Annotated in this window: 14 protein-coding genes; 9 read left to right on the forward strand and 5 right to left on the reverse strand. The window is 72.3% G+C overall.

The genetic code is table 11. From position 1 onward, the window contains the following. Positions 1 to 4: 4 nt before the first annotated feature. From ACFHPP_RS09815 to ACFHPP_RS09830, 4 genes are read left to right on the forward strand one after another with little or no spacing between them, the layout of a single operon-like run. Positions 5 to 982 (forward strand): Bug family tripartite tricarboxylate transporter substrate binding protein, encoded by a 978-nt coding sequence (locus ACFHPP_RS09815; RefSeq protein ID WP_437163088.1) that lies wholly within the window; start codon positions 5 to 7, stop codon positions 980 to 982. Next, positions 979 to 2,238, forward strand: a complete 1,260-nt coding sequence (locus ACFHPP_RS09820) for an MmgE/PrpD family protein (protein ID WP_437163089.1) — start codon at positions 979 to 981, stop codon at positions 2,236 to 2,238. Before ACFHPP_RS09815 ends, ACFHPP_RS09820 begins: the two co-directional genes overlap by 4 nt. Beyond that, on the forward strand, positions 2,231 to 3,379 hold the full coding sequence (locus ACFHPP_RS09825) for an FAD-dependent oxidoreductase (RefSeq protein ID WP_437163090.1): 1,149 nt from the start codon (positions 2,231 to 2,233) through the stop codon (positions 3,377 to 3,379). The genes ACFHPP_RS09820 and ACFHPP_RS09825 overlap by 8 nt, the downstream gene beginning before the upstream one ends. Beyond that, positions 3,376 to 4,116 (forward strand): maleate cis-trans isomerase family protein, encoded by a 741-nt coding sequence (locus tag ACFHPP_RS09830; RefSeq protein WP_437163091.1) that lies wholly within the window; start codon positions 3,376 to 3,378, stop codon positions 4,114 to 4,116. Before ACFHPP_RS09825 ends, ACFHPP_RS09830 begins: the two co-directional genes overlap by 4 nt. Before the next feature lies 1 nt (position 4,117). Here the strand turns inward: ACFHPP_RS09830 and ACFHPP_RS09835 are convergent, their stop codons facing one another. After that, positions 4,118 to 4,729, reverse strand: a complete 612-nt coding sequence (locus ACFHPP_RS09835; RefSeq protein ID WP_437163092.1) for a hypothetical protein — start codon at positions 4,727 to 4,729, stop codon at positions 4,118 to 4,120. A gap of 34 nt (positions 4,730 to 4,763) precedes the next feature. Here ACFHPP_RS09835 and ACFHPP_RS09840 point away from each other — a divergent pair, with 34 nt between their 5' ends. The 4 genes from ACFHPP_RS09840 to ACFHPP_RS09855 all read left to right on the forward strand — a co-directional run bounded on the left by ACFHPP_RS09840 (position 4,764) and on the right by ACFHPP_RS09855 (position 9,927). Then, complete coding sequence (locus tag ACFHPP_RS09840) at positions 4,764 to 6,398, forward strand: peptide chain release factor 3 (protein WP_437163093.1); 1,635 nt, start codon at positions 4,764 to 4,766, stop codon at positions 6,396 to 6,398. 288 nt (positions 6,399 to 6,686) lie between these two features. After that, positions 6,687 to 7,787, forward strand: coding sequence for an ATPase domain-containing protein (locus ACFHPP_RS09845; RefSeq protein ID WP_437163094.1), 1,101 nt, complete (start codon positions 6,687 to 6,689; stop codon positions 7,785 to 7,787). After that, positions 7,784 to 8,200: an ATPase domain-containing protein gene (locus tag ACFHPP_RS09850; protein WP_437163095.1), complete on the forward strand. Its 417-nt coding sequence runs from the start codon at positions 7,784 to 7,786 to the stop codon at positions 8,198 to 8,200. Before ACFHPP_RS09845 ends, ACFHPP_RS09850 begins: the two co-directional genes overlap by 4 nt. Next, on the forward strand, positions 8,197 to 9,927 hold the full coding sequence (locus tag ACFHPP_RS09855) for an ATP-binding protein (protein ID WP_437163096.1): 1,731 nt from the start codon (positions 8,197 to 8,199) through the stop codon (positions 9,925 to 9,927). Before ACFHPP_RS09850 ends, ACFHPP_RS09855 begins: the two co-directional genes overlap by 4 nt. A gap of 190 nt (positions 9,928 to 10,117) precedes the next feature. Here ACFHPP_RS09855 and infA read toward each other — a convergent pair whose 3' ends face one another. The 3 genes from infA to ACFHPP_RS09870 form a co-directional block, all read right to left on the reverse strand. Beyond that, positions 10,118 to 10,321: a translation initiation factor IF-1 gene (infA, locus tag ACFHPP_RS09860; protein ID WP_430669685.1), complete on the reverse strand. Its 204-nt coding sequence runs from the start codon at positions 10,319 to 10,321 to the stop codon at positions 10,118 to 10,120. A 127-nt stretch (positions 10,322 to 10,448) separates the two neighbouring features. Then, positions 10,449 to 11,381, reverse strand: a complete 933-nt coding sequence (locus ACFHPP_RS09865) for an SMP-30/gluconolactonase/LRE family protein (RefSeq protein WP_437163236.1) — start codon at positions 11,379 to 11,381, stop codon at positions 10,449 to 10,451. Between the two features lie 224 nt (positions 11,382 to 11,605). Continuing rightward, entirely contained in the window at positions 11,606 to 13,168 is a 1,563-nt protein-coding gene (locus ACFHPP_RS09870; protein WP_437163097.1) for a D-aminopeptidase, read from the reverse strand. A gap of 78 nt (positions 13,169 to 13,246) precedes the next feature. Here ACFHPP_RS09870 and ACFHPP_RS09875 point away from each other — a divergent pair, with 78 nt between their 5' ends. Then, on the forward strand, positions 13,247 to 14,092 hold the full coding sequence (locus ACFHPP_RS09875; RefSeq protein ID WP_437163098.1) for an oxygenase MpaB family protein: 846 nt from the start codon (positions 13,247 to 13,249) through the stop codon (positions 14,090 to 14,092). Between the two features lie 3 nt (positions 14,093 to 14,095). On the opposite strand, the gene ACFHPP_RS09880 is transcribed toward ACFHPP_RS09875, so the two are convergent. Next, entirely contained in the window at positions 14,096 to 14,977 is an 882-nt protein-coding gene (locus tag ACFHPP_RS09880; protein WP_437163099.1) for a LysR substrate-binding domain-containing protein, read from the reverse strand. Positions 14,978 to 15,035: the final 58 nt, after the last annotated feature.

The raw sequence follows: 15,035 nt of genomic DNA on the forward strand, positions 1-15,035 counted from the left end.
GCCGATGCGCGCCACGCGACGCCTGGTCCTGGGAACGGTCCTGTCCGCGCCTTTCGTGGCGAACGCTCAGGATGCCTGGCGACCGTCCCGGCCGGTGCGGCTGGTCGTGCCCTTCGCGCCGGGCGGGCTGACGGACATCCTGGCCCGCGCGGTGGCGGACCAGCTCACCCCGGTCCTCGGCCAGCCGGTGGTGGTGGAAAACCGCGCCGGCGCCGGCGGCAACCTGGCGGCGGAGGCGGTGGCGCGGGCGGCGCCGGATGGCACCTCCCTGCTGGTGGCGACGCAGGGCATCATCGCCATCAACAAGGCGCTGTTCTCCCGCCTGTCCTACGACCCGGATGCGGATTTCGTGCCGATCGCGATGCTGGCGCAGCAGCCCAACCTGCTGGTCGTCTCGCCGCGGGCGCTGCCGGAGGTCACGACCCTGGCCGGGTTGATCGCGGCGGTGAAGGCGAAGCCGGGCGGGATGCCGTATGGCTCGAACGGAGCCGGGTCCTTCACGCATCTGTCGATGGAGCTGCTGCGCTCCGTCGCGGGGCTGGAGTTGACGCATGTGCCCTATCGCGGCAGCGCGCCGCTGCTGACGGACATGGTGGCGGGCACCATCCCCTTCGCCTTCGACGGCCTCGCCACCTCCGCCCCCCAGGTCGGACCGGGCGGGGCCTTGCGGGCCATCGCCGTGACCTCCGCCACAAGGTTCCGCGCCATGCCGGATGTGCCGGCGGTGGCCGAGACGCTGCCCGGCTTCGATGCCAGCCCGTGGTACGGCGTCTTCGCGCAGTCGAAGCTGGACGAGCCGGTGCTGGCGGCGCTGGAGGCGGCGTTCCGGCGGGTGCTGGAAGGGCCGGCCTGGGCGGCGCTGCTGGCGCAGCGGCAGGCGGATGCCATGCCGCAGGGCCGCATCGCCCTGGCGCAGCTGATGGCGCGGGAACGCCAGGTGTGGCGCGAGGCCGTGGCCCGGTCCGGCGCGCGCGCGGATTGAGCTTTTCCGGGACCATCGCCTGGGCTTTCGAGGGACCGCGCGGTGCGGCGGCCGACAAGGCGCGGCTGCTGCTGCTGGACAGCCTGGGCTGCGCGCTGGCGGGACTCGGGCATCCGCGTGTCGCCGGCTTCGCGCAGGCGATGCAGGCCGGCTTCCCGGGTGAGGTCGCCCTCGCCGGGGCGCGGCTGGCGCCCGTCGCCGCCGCCGCGGTGCTGGCCACCGCCACCTGCTGGGACGAGGCGAATGAAGGCCTGGCCCGAGCGCATGGGCGGCCGGCGCTGCCGGTGGCGCCGCTGGCCCTGGTGGCGCGGGCGCGCGGCGCCGACCCGGCCCTGGCCCTGGCCGCCTTCGCGCTGGGCTACGAGGTCGCGGCCCGTGCCGGGGAGGCCTGGCGGATCCGGCCGGGGATGCATGTGGATGGGTCCTGGCACAGCCTGGGCGCCGCCGCCTGCGCCGCGCGGCTGGCCGGGCTGGACGCGGAAGGCGTGGCGCGGGCGGTGCGGCTGGCCGCCTGCCAGATTCCCTTCGCGATCTATGCGCCCATCACCGCCGGGATGGATGGCCGCAACAGCTACCCGGCGCATGCCGTCCTGCTGGGCCAGATGGCCGCGGCGGCGGCGGCCGCCGGGATGGATGCGCCGGAGCAGGGCTTCGCCGAGGCGCGGCGCATCGCGCTTGGCCATGCGGAGCCGGCGGCGATGGCGCCGCCCGGCACCTGGCTGATCGAGGAGGCCTACCAGAAGCCCTTCGCCGGCGTGCGCCACGCGCATTACGCCGCGGCCGCCGCGCTGGCGCTGCGCGATCGCGTTCCGGAAACGCCCACGCGCATCACCCTCGCCACCTATGCCGAGGCGCTGCGCTACGCCGGCAACCGCGCGCCGACCGCCGCCATCTCGGCGCAGTTCAGCCTGTCCTGGGCCGTCGCGGCGGCACTGGCGCAGGGCGACCTGGGGCCGGCGGCCTATACCGAGGCGGCGCTGGCGGACCCTCGGCTGCGGGCGCTGGAGGCGGCGGTGGAGCTGGTGGAGGACACGGCGCTGACGGAATCGGGCCGCCGCGGCGCCACGGTGACCATCGGCGCGGCGAGCGCGCGGGTGGACAGCGTGGTGGGCGACCCGGACCGGCCGATGTCGCACGGCGAGACGCTCGCCAAGTTCCGCCGCTTCGCGGCACCGGCCCTGGATGCGCCGGGCATCGCCGGAGCCATCGCCGTGCTGTTGCAGGACGCGCCCGCCCGGACTCTCTGGCATGCCTGACGAACCCGCTGTGTTGATCGCCGGCGCCGGCCCGGTGGGCCTGGTGCTGGCCCTGGCGCTGACCCGGCGCGGCATCGGCGTCCGGGTGCTGGAGAAACGCGCGACGCTGTCCGCCGCCTCCCGCGCCTCCACCTTCCATCCGCCGACCCTGGATGCGCTGGCCGAACTCGGCGTGCTGGCGCCGCTGCTGCCGGACGGCGTGCGGGTGGACCGTATCCTGTGGCGGCAGGTGGAGACCGGGGCGGCGGCGACGCTGGACCTCGGCATCCTCGCCGCCGAGACCGGCCATCCCTTCCGCTGGCACCGGGAACAGCAGGATGTCACCCCGGCCCTGCTGGCGGCGCTGCCGGCGGGCTGCGTGCGCTTCGGGGCCGGCGTCACGGCGCTGGCACAGGACGACACGGGCATCACGCTGCACGCCGCCGATGGCAGCACGCACCGCGCCCGCTACGCCGTGGGCTGCGACGGGGCCTCCGGCGCGCTGCGTGGTCTGGCGGGAATCGGGGTGGAGGGCAGCGACTACGCCCACCGCGTGCTGCGCGTCCTGACGCCGCGCGACCTGCGGCAGGTGGTGCCGGGGCTGGATGGGCTGGGCTACCTCTACGACGCCACTGGCTCCTGTTCCCTGCTGCGGATGCCGGAGGTCTGGCGACTGATCTTTCGCATCCCGCCGGAGATGACGGAGGCCGATGCGATGGAGGCGGCGCATGTGCGCGGCCGCATCGGGCGCTTCCTGCCGGGCCACGAGGACCTCGAGATCGCCGGGCAGGACGTCTATGGCGTGAAGCGGGCGATGGCCACTTCGTATCGCGCGGGGCGCGTGCTGCTGGCCGGCGATGCCGCGCACCTGACCAACACGCGCGGCGGCATGAACATGAATGCCGGGATCCACGACGCGATGACGCTGGCCTCGACGCTGGCCCGGGTGCTGGGCGGCGCGCCCGACCGGCTGTTGCAGGATTGGGCGGCGGCGCGGCTGCGGGTGGTGCGGGAGGCGCTGCTGCCGCGCAGCGAGGGCCGCGTCGCCGCCGACCCGGCCGCCGAGGTCGCCCGCATGGCCGCGCTGAACCCGGACCAGGCGCTGGTCTGGGCGCGGGAGGCCTCGATGCTGGACATGGCCCGCGTGGGAGAAACCGGATGACCTGGCCCGAGCCGCGCTTCCTGCCGACGCACCGCATCGGCCTGCTGACGCCCTCCGCCAACCCGGCGGTGGAGCCGGAACTGCGGGACCTGCTGCCGCCGCGCGTGGCGCTGCATGCGACGCGCCTGCCGGTGATGCCCGGCACCACGCTGGAACAGCGCAACGCGGCCTATCCGGCGGCGATGGCCGAATCGCTGCGGGATTTCGGCGACCTGGCGCTGGATGCGATGATCCTCGGCATCACCGGCCCCAGCTATGCGCTGCCGCCGGCCGAGGATGCCGCGTTGCAGGACCGGCTGAGCGCCGAGGCCGGCCGCCCCGTGCTGCTGGCCGCGCGCGCCATCGCGCAGGCGCTGATGGCGCTGGGCCGGCCGAAGCTGCTGCTGTTCTCGCCCTATCCGGGCTGGCTGGCGGAGCGGGCGGAGCGCTACTGGCGTGCCACCGGCGTGGAGCTGGTCGCCGGGTCCAAGGCCCCCGGGACCTTCCGCGCCTATGAGATGTCGCCGCAGGAGGTGGCCGATGGGCTGGCGCGGCTGGCGCCGCCGGCCGATTGCACGGTGCTGCTGTCCGGCACCGGGATGCCGACGCTGGACGCCATGGCCTGGATGCGAGGGCGCATCGGCGTGCCGATGATCTCGTCCAACCTGGCCTGCGCCTTCGCCGCCTGCCGCGCGCTGGGCGTGGCGCCCGGCGCGGCCATGGCGGCATGCTGCCCGGAGCTGGCCGGGCAGTTGTAGCCTACTTGGTGCGCTGCTTCCGCGCGGCGTAGCGGGCGTCGCGCTTCGCCTTCTGCTCGGCGGCCATGGCCAAAGCGCGGGCCTTCTTCTCGGCGTCGAGGTTGACGGCGCGGTGCTGGGCGTCGATCTCGGCGATGCGGGCGCGCTGGGCTTCCTCGGCGGCCAGGCGCTCGGCCTCGCGGCGGGCCACGGCGGCGGCGGCTTCGGCCGCGGCCTTCTCGGCGGCGATCCGGGCGGCGTCGGCGGCCTTCTCGGCGGCGCGTTCGGCGATCCGGGCGGCGCGGGCGTCGGCGATGGCCTTCTGCTCGGCGAGCTTCCGCTGGACCTCAGGGTCGTCGAGGCGCGACTTCAGCGCCTGGAACTTCTCCGCGGTCTTTTTCCGGGCCTCTTCCGCCGCGTTGCGACGGTCATTGAAGTCGAACAGTTTTCGTGCCTGCATATGCGCTATGTAGACCTTGCGTCTCCCGCCGAAAAGGGGGGATCGCTGCGCGTGGCGTGCAACCCACCCATCCCCGGCCGTATCGGTCAGGCGCCGATGACCCGGATCGAGGTGGCCGTCCCCAACACCACGCCGCGTTTGAGCGGGGCCTGACGGCCCGGGCCGAACGCCCATCGCATCCCGGCCCACCGGGGGCTATACCGCGCGCATGAGCGACACCACGGCCCTTGAGAACGTCGCGCGCGAAGCCGCGCGCCGGCGCACCTTCGCGATCATCGCCCACCCGGACGCGGGCAAGACCACGCTGACGGAGAAGCTGCTGCTGAAGGGCGGCGCCATCCAGCTGGCCGGCGCGGTGCGCGCCAAGGGCAATGCCCGGCGCACCCGGTCCGACTGGATGAAGATCGAGCAGGACCGCGGCATCTCCGTCGCCACCAGCGTAATGACCTTCGAGCGCGACGGCATGGTGTTCAACCTGCTGGACACGCCGGGCCACGAGGATTTCTCGGAAGACACCTACCGCACCCTGACCGCGGTGGACGCCGCGGTGATGGTGCTGGACGCCGCCAAGGGCATCGAGAGCCAGACCCGCAAGCTGTTCGAGGTGTGCCGGCTGCGGGACATCCCCATCGTCACCTTCGTCAACAAGATGGACCGCGAGGCGCGCGACCCCTTCGAGCTGATCGAGGAAATCCAGCAGACCCTGGCACTGGATGCCGCGCCGGTGGCCTGGCCGGTCGGGCGCGCCAGCACCTTCTGGGGCACCTACGACATCCTGGCGCGCCGCCTGATGCCGGTGGATGCGACGGAGGATGCCGGCATTGCCGTGGACGGCCCGGACGATCCGCGCATCGCGGCCCTGGTGGGGGAGGAGCGCGCGACGCAGCTTTCCGAGGATATTCTTCTCGCCGAGGCCGGGCTGAACAGCTTCGACCTGGAGCGCTTTCGCGAAGGCACGCTGACGCCGGTGTATTTCGGCAGCGCGCTGCGTGACTTCGGCGTCGGCCACCTGCTGGAAGGCCTGGCCGACTTCGCCCCACCGCCCGGCGATCGCTTGTCCGACAAGCGCCCGGTGCATGCGGCGGAGGAGAAGCTGACCGGCTTCGTCTTCAAGGTGCAGGCCAACATGGACCCGAACCACCGCGACCGCGTGGCCTTCGTGCGGCTGTGTTCCGGCCGGCTGACCAAGGGCATGCGGCTGCGCCAGGTGCGCACCGGCAAGCAGGTGCCCGTGAACGCGCCGCTGTTCTTCTTCGCCAAGGAACGCCAGGTGGCGGAGGAGGCCTGGCCCGGCGATGTCGTCGGCATCGCCAATCACGGCACGCTGCGCATCGGCGACACGCTGACCGAGGGCGAGGACATCAACTTCCGGGGCGTGCCGAGCTTCGCGCCGGAAATCCTGCGCCACGTCCGGCTCGGCGACCCGATGCTGGCCAAGAAGCTGCGCACCGCGCTGGATCAGCTGGCGGAGGAAGGCGTGGTGCAGGTGTTCCGGCCGCTCGATGGTTCGCCGCCCGTGGTCGGCGTCGTGGGCCAGTTGCAGCTCGACGTGCTGAAATCCCGCCTCGCCTTCGAATACGGCGTGCCCGCGGGCTTCGACGAGACGCGCTGGCAGACCATGCGCTGGATCTCCGCGCCAGGCGGCGAGACCCCGGCGGCGAGGCAGGCGGCGATCGAGAAATGGGCCACGGGCAACCGTGGCGACACCGCGACCGACCATGATGGCGAATACGTCGCCCTGTTCGGCTCCGACTGGCGTCGCAAGCGGGCGGAGGAGGAATATCCCGCGCTGCGTTTCGACGCGGTGCGGGAACAGAGCGGCCTGGTGGCGATGGTGCGCTGAACGAGCCCGGTCCGCCTGCAACCAGGACGTTCCAATTGCGGTAACTTTCGGTTGAGAAGCGGTCGCAAAAACCTCCTGCCGCCGCAGCATCCTGGCCGGCATCATCCCGCGCTTGGCGGATGTTGCGTTGTGGCATCTGCAATGTTGCAGAAGCCGCGTCCCGTGGCCGGCCCGCAGGCGGCCCCAATGGCCCCGGCGGCTTTGCTTGGCGCGCAACTTTTCGGCCTCTAGCTTCGGAGCAACGGGCTCGCTTCTGCGTTGTAGCCTGGATGCCCATCGGAAGCCTCCATGACGTCGACTGACAAAGCTGCCTTCGCCAAGGCCCGCACCGGGATTCCGGGGCTCGACGACGTGCTGCATGGCGGCCTGGCGCGCGGCCGGGTGTTCCTGCTGGAAGGCAGCCCCGGCACCGGCAAGACCACCATCGCGCTGCGCTTCCTGATGGAGGGTGCGGCGCGGGAAGAGCGTGGGCTGTATGTCACCCTGTCGGAGTCCGAGAATGAGCTGCGCGATGGCGCTGCCTCGCATGGCTGGGTGCTCGATCCGCCGATCGAGGTGATGGAGCTGGTGCCACCCGAGAGCCTGCTGGATGCCGACCAGCAGCAGAGCCTGCTGTACTCCTCCGACCTCGAGCTTGGCGAAACCACGCGGCAGATCTTCGAGGCGATCGAGCGCGTGCAGCCCATCCGCATCGTGCTCGACAGCCTGTCGGAGATCCGCCTGCTGGCGCAAAGCTCGCTGCGCTATCGCCGGCAGATCCTGGCACTGAAGCACTATCTGACCCGGCACGAGGCGACCGTGCTGATGCTGGACGACCTGACCACGGAGGCGCAGGACAAGACCGTACACAGCGTGGCGCATGGCGTGGTACGGCTGGAGGAGCTGGCGCCGAGCTATGGCGCGGAGCGCCGCCGCATGCGCGTGGTGAAGTACCGCGGCCAGCCCTTCCGCGGCGGCTACCACGACTTCAGCATCGAGACCGGCGGCGTGCAGGTCTATCCGCGCCTGGTCGCCGGCGAACATCGCACGGACTACGACCGGGCGCCGCTCGGCAGCGGGATCGCGGAGCTGGACCAGATGCTGGGCGGCGGTGTGGAGCGCGGCTCCAGCACCCTGTTGCTCGGACCAGCCGGCGCCGGCAAGTCATTGATCACGCTACAATTCGTCGCCTCCGCCGTGCAGCGCGGGGAAAAGGCGGCGATCTTCGTCTTCGACGAGGAACTCGGCCTGCTGTTCAACCGTGCGCGCGCCATGGGCATCGACCTCGCCGCCATGCGCGACTCCGGCGGCCTGGTGATCGAGCAGGTGGATGCGGCGGAGCTTTCCCCCGGGCAGTTCGCCCACCGCGTGCCCACAAGGTCGATGTCGGCGGCATCAGCACCGTGGTGATCGACAGCCTGAACGGCTACAAGGCGGCGATGCCGGATGAGCGCGACCTGGTGCTGCACATCCACGAATTGCTGCAATACCTGAACCGCCGCGGCACCAGCACCTTCCTGACGGTGGCGCAGCACGGGCTGGTGGGCGACATGAAGAGCCCGGTGGATGTCACCTACCTGGCCGATACCGTGGTGCTGCTGCGCTACTTCGAGGCGGCAGGCCGGGTGCGGCGCGCCATCTCCTGCATCAAGAAGCGCGCCAGCGCGCATGAAGACACGATCCGCGAGTTCCGCATCGGTGCCGAGGGCATCAAGCTCGGCGCGCCACTGGAAAATTTCCAGGGCGTGCTGCGCGGCGTGCCGGTGTATGTCGGCGCGGTCGACCCGCTGCTGGACAGCTTGCCGCTGCCCGACGTGTCGTGAGCAGGGGCAAGGCCGGGCCGGCCACACCGGGAACCGGCGGTCCTGCCGCCTCCGAACGCGCGCTGGTGCTGGCGCCGATGGGGCGCGACGCGGCGCTCGCCGGCGCCCTGCTGCAGGAGGCGGGGATCGAGTCGCTGACGGTCGGCGGGGTGCCGGCCCTGATCGCGGCACTGGAACAGGGTGCCGGCCTGGCAGTGGTGGCGGAGGAAGCCTTCCGCGGCGCCGACCTCAATGCGCTGGCGGCGCGGCTTTCGGCGCAGCCGCCCTGGTCGGACTTCCCCTTCGTGCTGCTGACCGGCCGCGGCGGCGGGCCGGAGCGGAATCCGGCGGCCGCCCAGCTCTGGAGCGTGCTCGGCAACGTGTCCTTCCTGGAACGTCCGTTCCACCCGACCACCCTGGTCAGCGTCGCACGTGCCGCGCTGCGCGGCCGGCGCCGGCAATACGAGGCGCGCGCGCGGCTGGAGGAGGTGCGGCAGGCGGAGGACGCGCTGCGCCAGGCCAACGAGACGCTGGAGGAGCGCGTCGCCGCCCGCACCCGCGCCCTGCGGGAGGAGATGGCGGAGCGCGAGCGCGTCGAGGCGCAGCTGCGGCAGTCGCAGAAGGTCGAGGCGATCGGGCAACTGACCGGCGGCGTGGCGCATGACTTCAACAACCTGCTGATGGCCGTGCTCGGCAACCTGGCGCTGCTGAAGAAGCGGCTGCCGGAGGGCGACCCGCGCATCGACCGCCTGCTGGAGGGCGCGCAGCAGGGCGCGCAGCGTGGCGCCGCGCTGACCCACCGGCTGCTGGCCTTCGCCCGGCGCCAGGACCTGCGGCCGGAGGCCGTGGACCTGGCGGCGCTGATCGAGGGCATGGGCGAGCTGCTGCGCCGGTCGCTCGGCCCGCGCGTGCGGTTGCGGATCGAGGCGGCGCAGGGCCTGCCGCCGGCCATGGCGGATTCCAACCAGATCGAGCTGGCGCTGCTCAACCTGGCGGTGAATGCGCGGGACGCGATGCCGGAGGGTGGCCACCTGACCATCACGCTGGACCGCGCCGCGCCCGATGCAGGCGCCGCCAGCCGGCGCTACCTGCGCCTGCGAGTGATGGACACCGGGGCGGGGATGGACGAGGCGACGCTGGCGCGGGCGGTGGAGCCGTTCTTTTCGACCAAGCCGGTGGGCCAGGGCACCGGGCTCGGGCTGTCCATGGTGCATGGCGTGGCCCGGCAACTGGGCGGCGACCTGCGGCTGACCAGCCGGCCCGGCAGCGGCACGATGGCCGAGATCCTGCTGCCGGCCGCACCGCGGCCACAGCCGGCCACCGAGGGGGAGCCGGCGCGGGGTGCCGCCGGACCCATCGGCGCCACGCCGCCGTCGCGCATCCTGCTGGTGGACGATGATGCGCTGATCGCCCGCAGCACGGCCGACATGCTGGAGGATCTGGGGCATACGGTGGTGGCGGCCGACAACGCGCCGATGGCCCTGGCGCTGCTGGAAGGCGACCCGAGGGTCAGCCTGCTGCTGACGGATTTTGCGATGCCGGGCATGACCGGCCTGGAACTGGCGCTGGCTGCGCGGCGGCTGCGGCCGGGCCTGCCGGTGCTGCTGGCGAGCGGCTTCGCGGATCTGGCGGAGGGTACGCTTCCGGCGGACCTGCCGCGTTTGGCCAAGCCCTACTGCCAGGCACAATTGGCCGAATCCATCGCCAAGGCTCTGGCCGCGGACCGGGTGGGTGCGGGTGGCGGCTGAGGGGAGCGGGAAGAGCAGGCGGTTCCGCCGTTACCGTGCGTGACCCGGGACGGCCGGAGGCGCGACCCCTCGCGAGGGCCGTGGCCGAGATGGACTGATCATCGGGGCAACTGGCCTCGGTGGGCTTGGGCGCTCCGCAGGAGCGTCCGGCCCTGCCGACGGTTACTTGAAGCGGCCTACTTGAAGCGGCCTACTTGAAGCGGAACGTGACGCGGCCCTTGGTCAGGTCGTAGGGCGTCATCTCGACGTTCACGCGGTCGCCGGCCAGGATGCGGATGCGGTGCTTGCGCATCTTGCCGCAGGTGTGGGCGATGATCTCGTGGTCGTTGTCCAGCTTCACCTTGAACATGGCATTGGGCAGCCGCTCGGTGACGAGGCCGCCGAATTCCATCATGTCTTCTTTCAATTGCAGCGCCTTCTCGTGGGAGCCGCTGATATAGTCATCCGCGGCTCCATTTACAATCATTTGCGACAGTGCGTCACCCCTTGGGCGTCACCCCTTGGGCGTCACCCCTTGGGTGTCATCCGTAGGGGGTGCCCTGGGTGTTGACATACAGGCTGTACAGCGAACGGCTGGCCGGCATGAACAGGCGGTTGCGGAAGCGCCCGCCGAAGGCGACGTTGGCGCAGCGTTCCGGCAGGTGGATGTGCCCGATCGACGCGCCATCCTTGTTCAGCACCCGCACGCCATCCAGCTGCGGCGCCATGCCCCAGCCGACCCACAGGTTCCCGTCCATGTCGACGCGGAAGCCATCCGGGGTCTCGCCTTCCCGGCACTGGTGGAAGATGCGGCTGCTGGACAGGCGGCCGTCATCGCCGACATCGAAGGCGCGGATCACCCGCGGCGTGGCGGCGGCCTCCACCACGTACAGGATGCGCTCATCCGGGGAGAAGGCGAGGCCGTTGGGGCGGCCGACCTCGCCGGTGGCGACGCTGACCTGGCCTTCGGGGCTGACGCGGTAGAGGTTGGTCGGCAGTTCCGGCTCGGCCTGCTCGCCCTCGTAGTAGCCCAGGATGCCGAAGGGCGGGTCGGTGAACCAGATGCTGCCATCCGACTTCACCACCACGTCGTTCGGGCTGTTGAGGCGCTTCCCATCGTAGCGATCGGCGATGACGGTGATGCGGCCGTCATGTTCGGTGCGGGTGACCCGGCGCGTCAGATGCTCGCAGGTCACCAGGCGACCCTGGCGGTCGAAGGTGTTGCCGTTGCTGTTGTTGGACGGCTCGCGGAGCACGTCGACGCGGCCGGTGGTCTCGTGCCAGCGCAGCAGCCTGTTGGAGGGGATGTCGGACCAGATCAGGCAGCGCTGGGCGCCGGACCAGGCGGGGCCTTCGGACCAGCGGAAGCCGGTCGCCAGCCGTTCGACGGCGGCGAGCGCCAGGCGGTAGCGGTTGAAGGAGGGGTCGAGGACCTCGATGGCCGGGTCCGGGTAGCGGCCGGGCGGGGCGCCCATCTGCCTGCCCATCCGGCCGTCCATCCGGCCGTCCATCCGGCCGTCCATCCCTTGGGCGAAGGCATTCGTCGTGGCGAGGGCGGCCGCGCCCCCCGCGGTGCCCAGAAGGGCACGTCGGCTGGTCAGCATGGTGTTTCCTTCCCTGACTCGCGGCCCCTGCAGGGGCCACGGGAAGCCTTGCATGGCGCGGCGAGGGGGCGCCAGCGCGCTGCCCGTCGGCGGGGTCAGCCGATTAGCACGTAGTCCAGCCGGCGCGCCAGCCAGCAGCCCAGCGTGACGCCGGTGGTGGCGCCGCCGGAATCGCGGCGGAAAGCCAGGGTCCAGTCGCCCGGCGGCGTGTGGTCCAGCGCCCGCGGGCAGGGCAGCACCCAGGTGTCGCCGCCCACCGGTTCCAACTTTTCCATCCGCCCCTGGCCGAGGAAGCCGGAGAAGCCGCCATAGGCGACGGCGCCGGCCTCCGTCACCAGAAGTTCCGCATCCAGCTCCTCGCAGCGGTAGCGGCCGGCGATGGGGGCAGCCGCGGCCGGAGCCAACGGTTGCAGCCGTGCCGCGTGGTTCTCCTGCGGGCGGTCCATGTGCAGGCCGTCGCCGGCCAGGTGCAGCCGGGTGCGGCCATTGCCGGCGCTGCCGTCGGCCAGGATCTCGAGCCGTTCCGCCGAATGGCCATAGCGCAGGCGAAGCTGGCCCGGCCCAGCCGGGTCGATCCGGACGGCGAGGCCGGTCTCGGGCTCGGCGTAGGCGCCCAGCCAGGCGGGGGCCGGATGTTCGGCCGCAGCGTTGCCGCGCGGCGCATCGAGCACCGCGGCCAGCGCCTCCACCGCCGCGGCCTGGGCATCCGCCATGTGGTTGAACAGCACCACGACGGAAAGCCGCTCCGCCGCCATGTGGATGCGGTGGCTGCGCCAGCCGCGGAGCGCGCCGCCATGGCCGGTGGTGGCGCGGCCCAATTCCATGCCGCGGCCGAGGCCGAAGCCGTAGGGGGCGGCGGCGCCATTTGCGAAGGCAACCGGGGCGGAGAGGCGCCTGTAGAGGCCATCCGGGTCGTCCCGCGTCGCGTCGATGTGGCGTTCCCAGGCGATCATGTCGTCCAGGCTGGCGCCGAGGCCGGCATCGCCGGTCCACAGGATGCGGTTCTCGGCCGCGCGGAAGCCGGTGGCGACGGTGCCCTCGTAGCCCTCCGTGCCGTCGGGCATGGCGCGCGTATCCGCGGCGAGGATGGCGGAGGCCATGCCGGCGCGGTCGAAGATTTGCGTGCGCAGCAGTTCGGCGAAGCTGCGGCCGGTGTGGCCTGCCACCGCATCGGACAGCAGCCGGAAATTCTGGTTGCAGTAGGAATAGCGGGTGCCGGGGGCGAAGTGCAGGCTGCGCGTGCCGACGATCACGCGGGCCGATTCCACCTCCCCGAAGGCCGATTCGGCGGGCGCGCCGTGCAGCATGGCGACGGCCCAGTAGTCGCGCAGGCCGGACTGGTTGTGCGCCAGGTGCAGCGCGCCGGGGGCCGGCCCTTCCAGCAGGGGCAGCCGCGCCCGCAGCGCCGGGTCCAGGATGGAGGGGTCGGGGCAGGAATCGAGCAGCACGGCGCAGGTGAACTGCTTGGTGACGGAGCACATGCGGAACAGCGTCGCCGGCGTGAAGGGGATGCGGCGCTCGGCATTGGCATAGCCCCAGGCATGGCGTAGCAGCACCTCCCCCGCCCGCAGCACGGCGATGGCGCCGCCGGGGCCGGCATGGACCTGCGGCAGGGACCGGGCGAGGTGGTCGAGGCGGGCGGCGAGGCTCTGGGTCATGCGGCGCAGTCTGCCGCAATCCGGCCGGCTGCGGAACGGCGGCTTGCCGGCGGCCGTCGCAGCCTCATCTCATCCAACATGGCCTATCCCGATACCTCCGCCCTGGCGCAGCCGCTGAAGCGGGCGATCGCGCGCCAGGTCGTGGCGCTGTTCAACGATGCCTCCCGCGGCGAGGCGCCGGTGGCGCGGCGGGCGGATGGGCTGTTCGGCCCGCGCGCCGTCGCCTGGCGGGTGCATGGCGACGTGGCCTCCATGATGGTCGGCGGCATCGCCTCGCTGCTGTTGCAGATGCTGCATCCGGCGGTGCTGGCCGGGGTGTGGGACCATTCGAACTTTCGGGCCGACATGCACGGCCGCCTGCGCCGCACCGCGCGCTTCATCGCGATGACGACCTATGGCGCGAAGCCGGATGCGGAGGCGCTGATGGCGCGCATCCGCCGCATCCACGACCAGGTGCGCGGCACGCTGCCGGATGGCACGCCCTATGAGGCGAACGACCCGCGCCTGCTCGCCTGGGTGCATGTGACGGAGACCACCTGCTTCCTCGACGCCTGGATCCGCTATGCCGAGCCGCGCATGACCCCGGCCGACCAGGACCGCTACTTCGCCGAGACGGCACGGATCGGGGAGGCGCTGGGTGCCGGGCCGGTGCCGCGCAGCCGGGCGGAGGCGCGGGCGCTGATCCAGGCGATGCGGCCGGAGCTGCTGTGCGATGCGCGGACGCGGGAGGTGGCGCGGCTGGTGCTGACGCGGCCGCCGGCGAGCCGGTTTCCGGAGGCGCTGCACAGCCTGACCATGCAGGCCGGCATCGACCTGCTGCCCGACTGGGCGCGCCACATGCACAAGCTGCCGCCGCCACCGCGGGGCCTGGTGCGCGCCGGGACCTTCGGCGTGGCGCGGACGCTGCGCTGGGCGTTTGCCTGAGGGCTAGACGCAGTCGAGGAAGGCGCGGGCGAGCGCTGCCGGCGCACCCCGCGGTGTCGCCAGCCAGATGGAGGTCGTCGCCCCGGCATCGCGCAGCCGCCGATGCGTCACCCCGGCGACCTGGATCTGCGCCAATGATTCCGGCGCCACCGCGATGCCGAGGCCTGCCGCCACCAGCCCGATCAGCGTCGAATTCTCCCGCGCCGTCTGGGTGATGTCCGGCGCGAAGCCGGCGGCGCGGCACAGCGCCAGAAGCTGGGCGTGCAGGGTGGTGCCGACCGAGCGGGCGAAGAAGATCAGTTTTTCGCCCGCCAAGGCGGAGACCGGCAACGTGCCGGCGCGCGCCGCCAGCGGGTGATCGACGCGCATCAGCGCCACCAGCTTCTCGCGCAGCAATTCCACCGCCGCGATGTCGGCCGGGATGTCGGCCGCTGAGGGGCAGCGCAGGAAGCCGGCATCGAGCTGGCCGCGGCGCAGCGCGTCCACCTGTTCCAGCGTCGGGCTTTCCTGCAGCGCCAGATGCACGTCCGGCAGGCGGCGGCGGAATTCCAGCACGGTGCGGGTGAAGACCGGCAGCAGGGGGGCGGAGGCGAACAGGCCGATGCGCAACTCGCCGATCTCGCCGCGCCCGGCCCGCCGCGCCACCAGCTCCGCCCGCGCCGCCTGGGCCAGGGTGGCGCGCGCCTCGATCAGGAACATGCGGCCGGCCTCGGTCAGGGCGACGCGGCGCGTGCCACGCTCCAGCAGAGGCGTCGCCAGCTCGGTCTCGAGCTGGCGGATCTGCTGGCTCAGCGGCGGCTGCGCCATGCTGAGGCGGCGGGCGGCGCGGGTGAAGTGCAGCTCCTCCGCCAGGGCGACGAAGTAGCGCAGGTGGCGCAGTTCCATATCGAACGCCTATCGTAGGAGACGTGTTTGATATTGGACGCGTTGTTTCGGGCCGCCT

The organism is Falsiroseomonas sp. E2-1-a20 (genome assembly GCF_051433195.1).
Taxonomy (GTDB): Bacteria; Pseudomonadota; Alphaproteobacteria; order Acetobacterales; family Acetobacteraceae; genus Falsiroseomonas.

Coding starts and splice junctions, on each gene's coding strand:
- ACFHPP_RS09865 (WP_437163236.1), bottom strand. CDS start 11,381: ATGGGCGCCCCGCCCGGCCGCTACCCGGACCCGGCCATCGAGGTCCTC.
- infA (WP_430669685.1), bottom strand. CDS start 10,321: ATGATGGAATTCGGCGGCCTCGTCACCGAGCGGCTGCCCAATGCCATG.
- ACFHPP_RS09825 (WP_437163090.1), top strand. CDS start 2,231: ATGCCTGACGAACCCGCTGTGTTGATCGCCGGCGCCGGCCCGGTGGGC.
- ACFHPP_RS09845 (WP_437163094.1), top strand. CDS start 6,687: ATGACGTCGACTGACAAAGCTGCCTTCGCCAAGGCCCGCACCGGGATT.
- ACFHPP_RS09815 (WP_437163088.1), top strand. CDS start 5: ATGCGCGCCACGCGACGCCTGGTCCTGGGAACGGTCCTGTCCGCGCCT.
- ACFHPP_RS09835 (WP_437163092.1), bottom strand. CDS start 4,729: ATGGGCGTTCGGCCCGGGCCGTCAGGCCCCGCTCAAACGCGGCGTGGT.
- ACFHPP_RS09840 (WP_437163093.1), top strand. CDS start 4,764: ATGAGCGACACCACGGCCCTTGAGAACGTCGCGCGCGAAGCCGCGCGC.
- ACFHPP_RS09875 (WP_437163098.1), top strand. CDS start 13,247: ATGGCCTATCCCGATACCTCCGCCCTGGCGCAGCCGCTGAAGCGGGCG.
- ACFHPP_RS09870 (WP_437163097.1), bottom strand. CDS start 13,168: ATGACCCAGAGCCTCGCCGCCCGCCTCGACCACCTCGCCCGGTCCCTG.
- ACFHPP_RS09880 (WP_437163099.1), bottom strand. CDS start 14,977: ATGGAACTGCGCCACCTGCGCTACTTCGTCGCCCTGGCGGAGGAGCTG.
- ACFHPP_RS09830 (WP_437163091.1), top strand. CDS start 3,376: ATGACCTGGCCCGAGCCGCGCTTCCTGCCGACGCACCGCATCGGCCTG.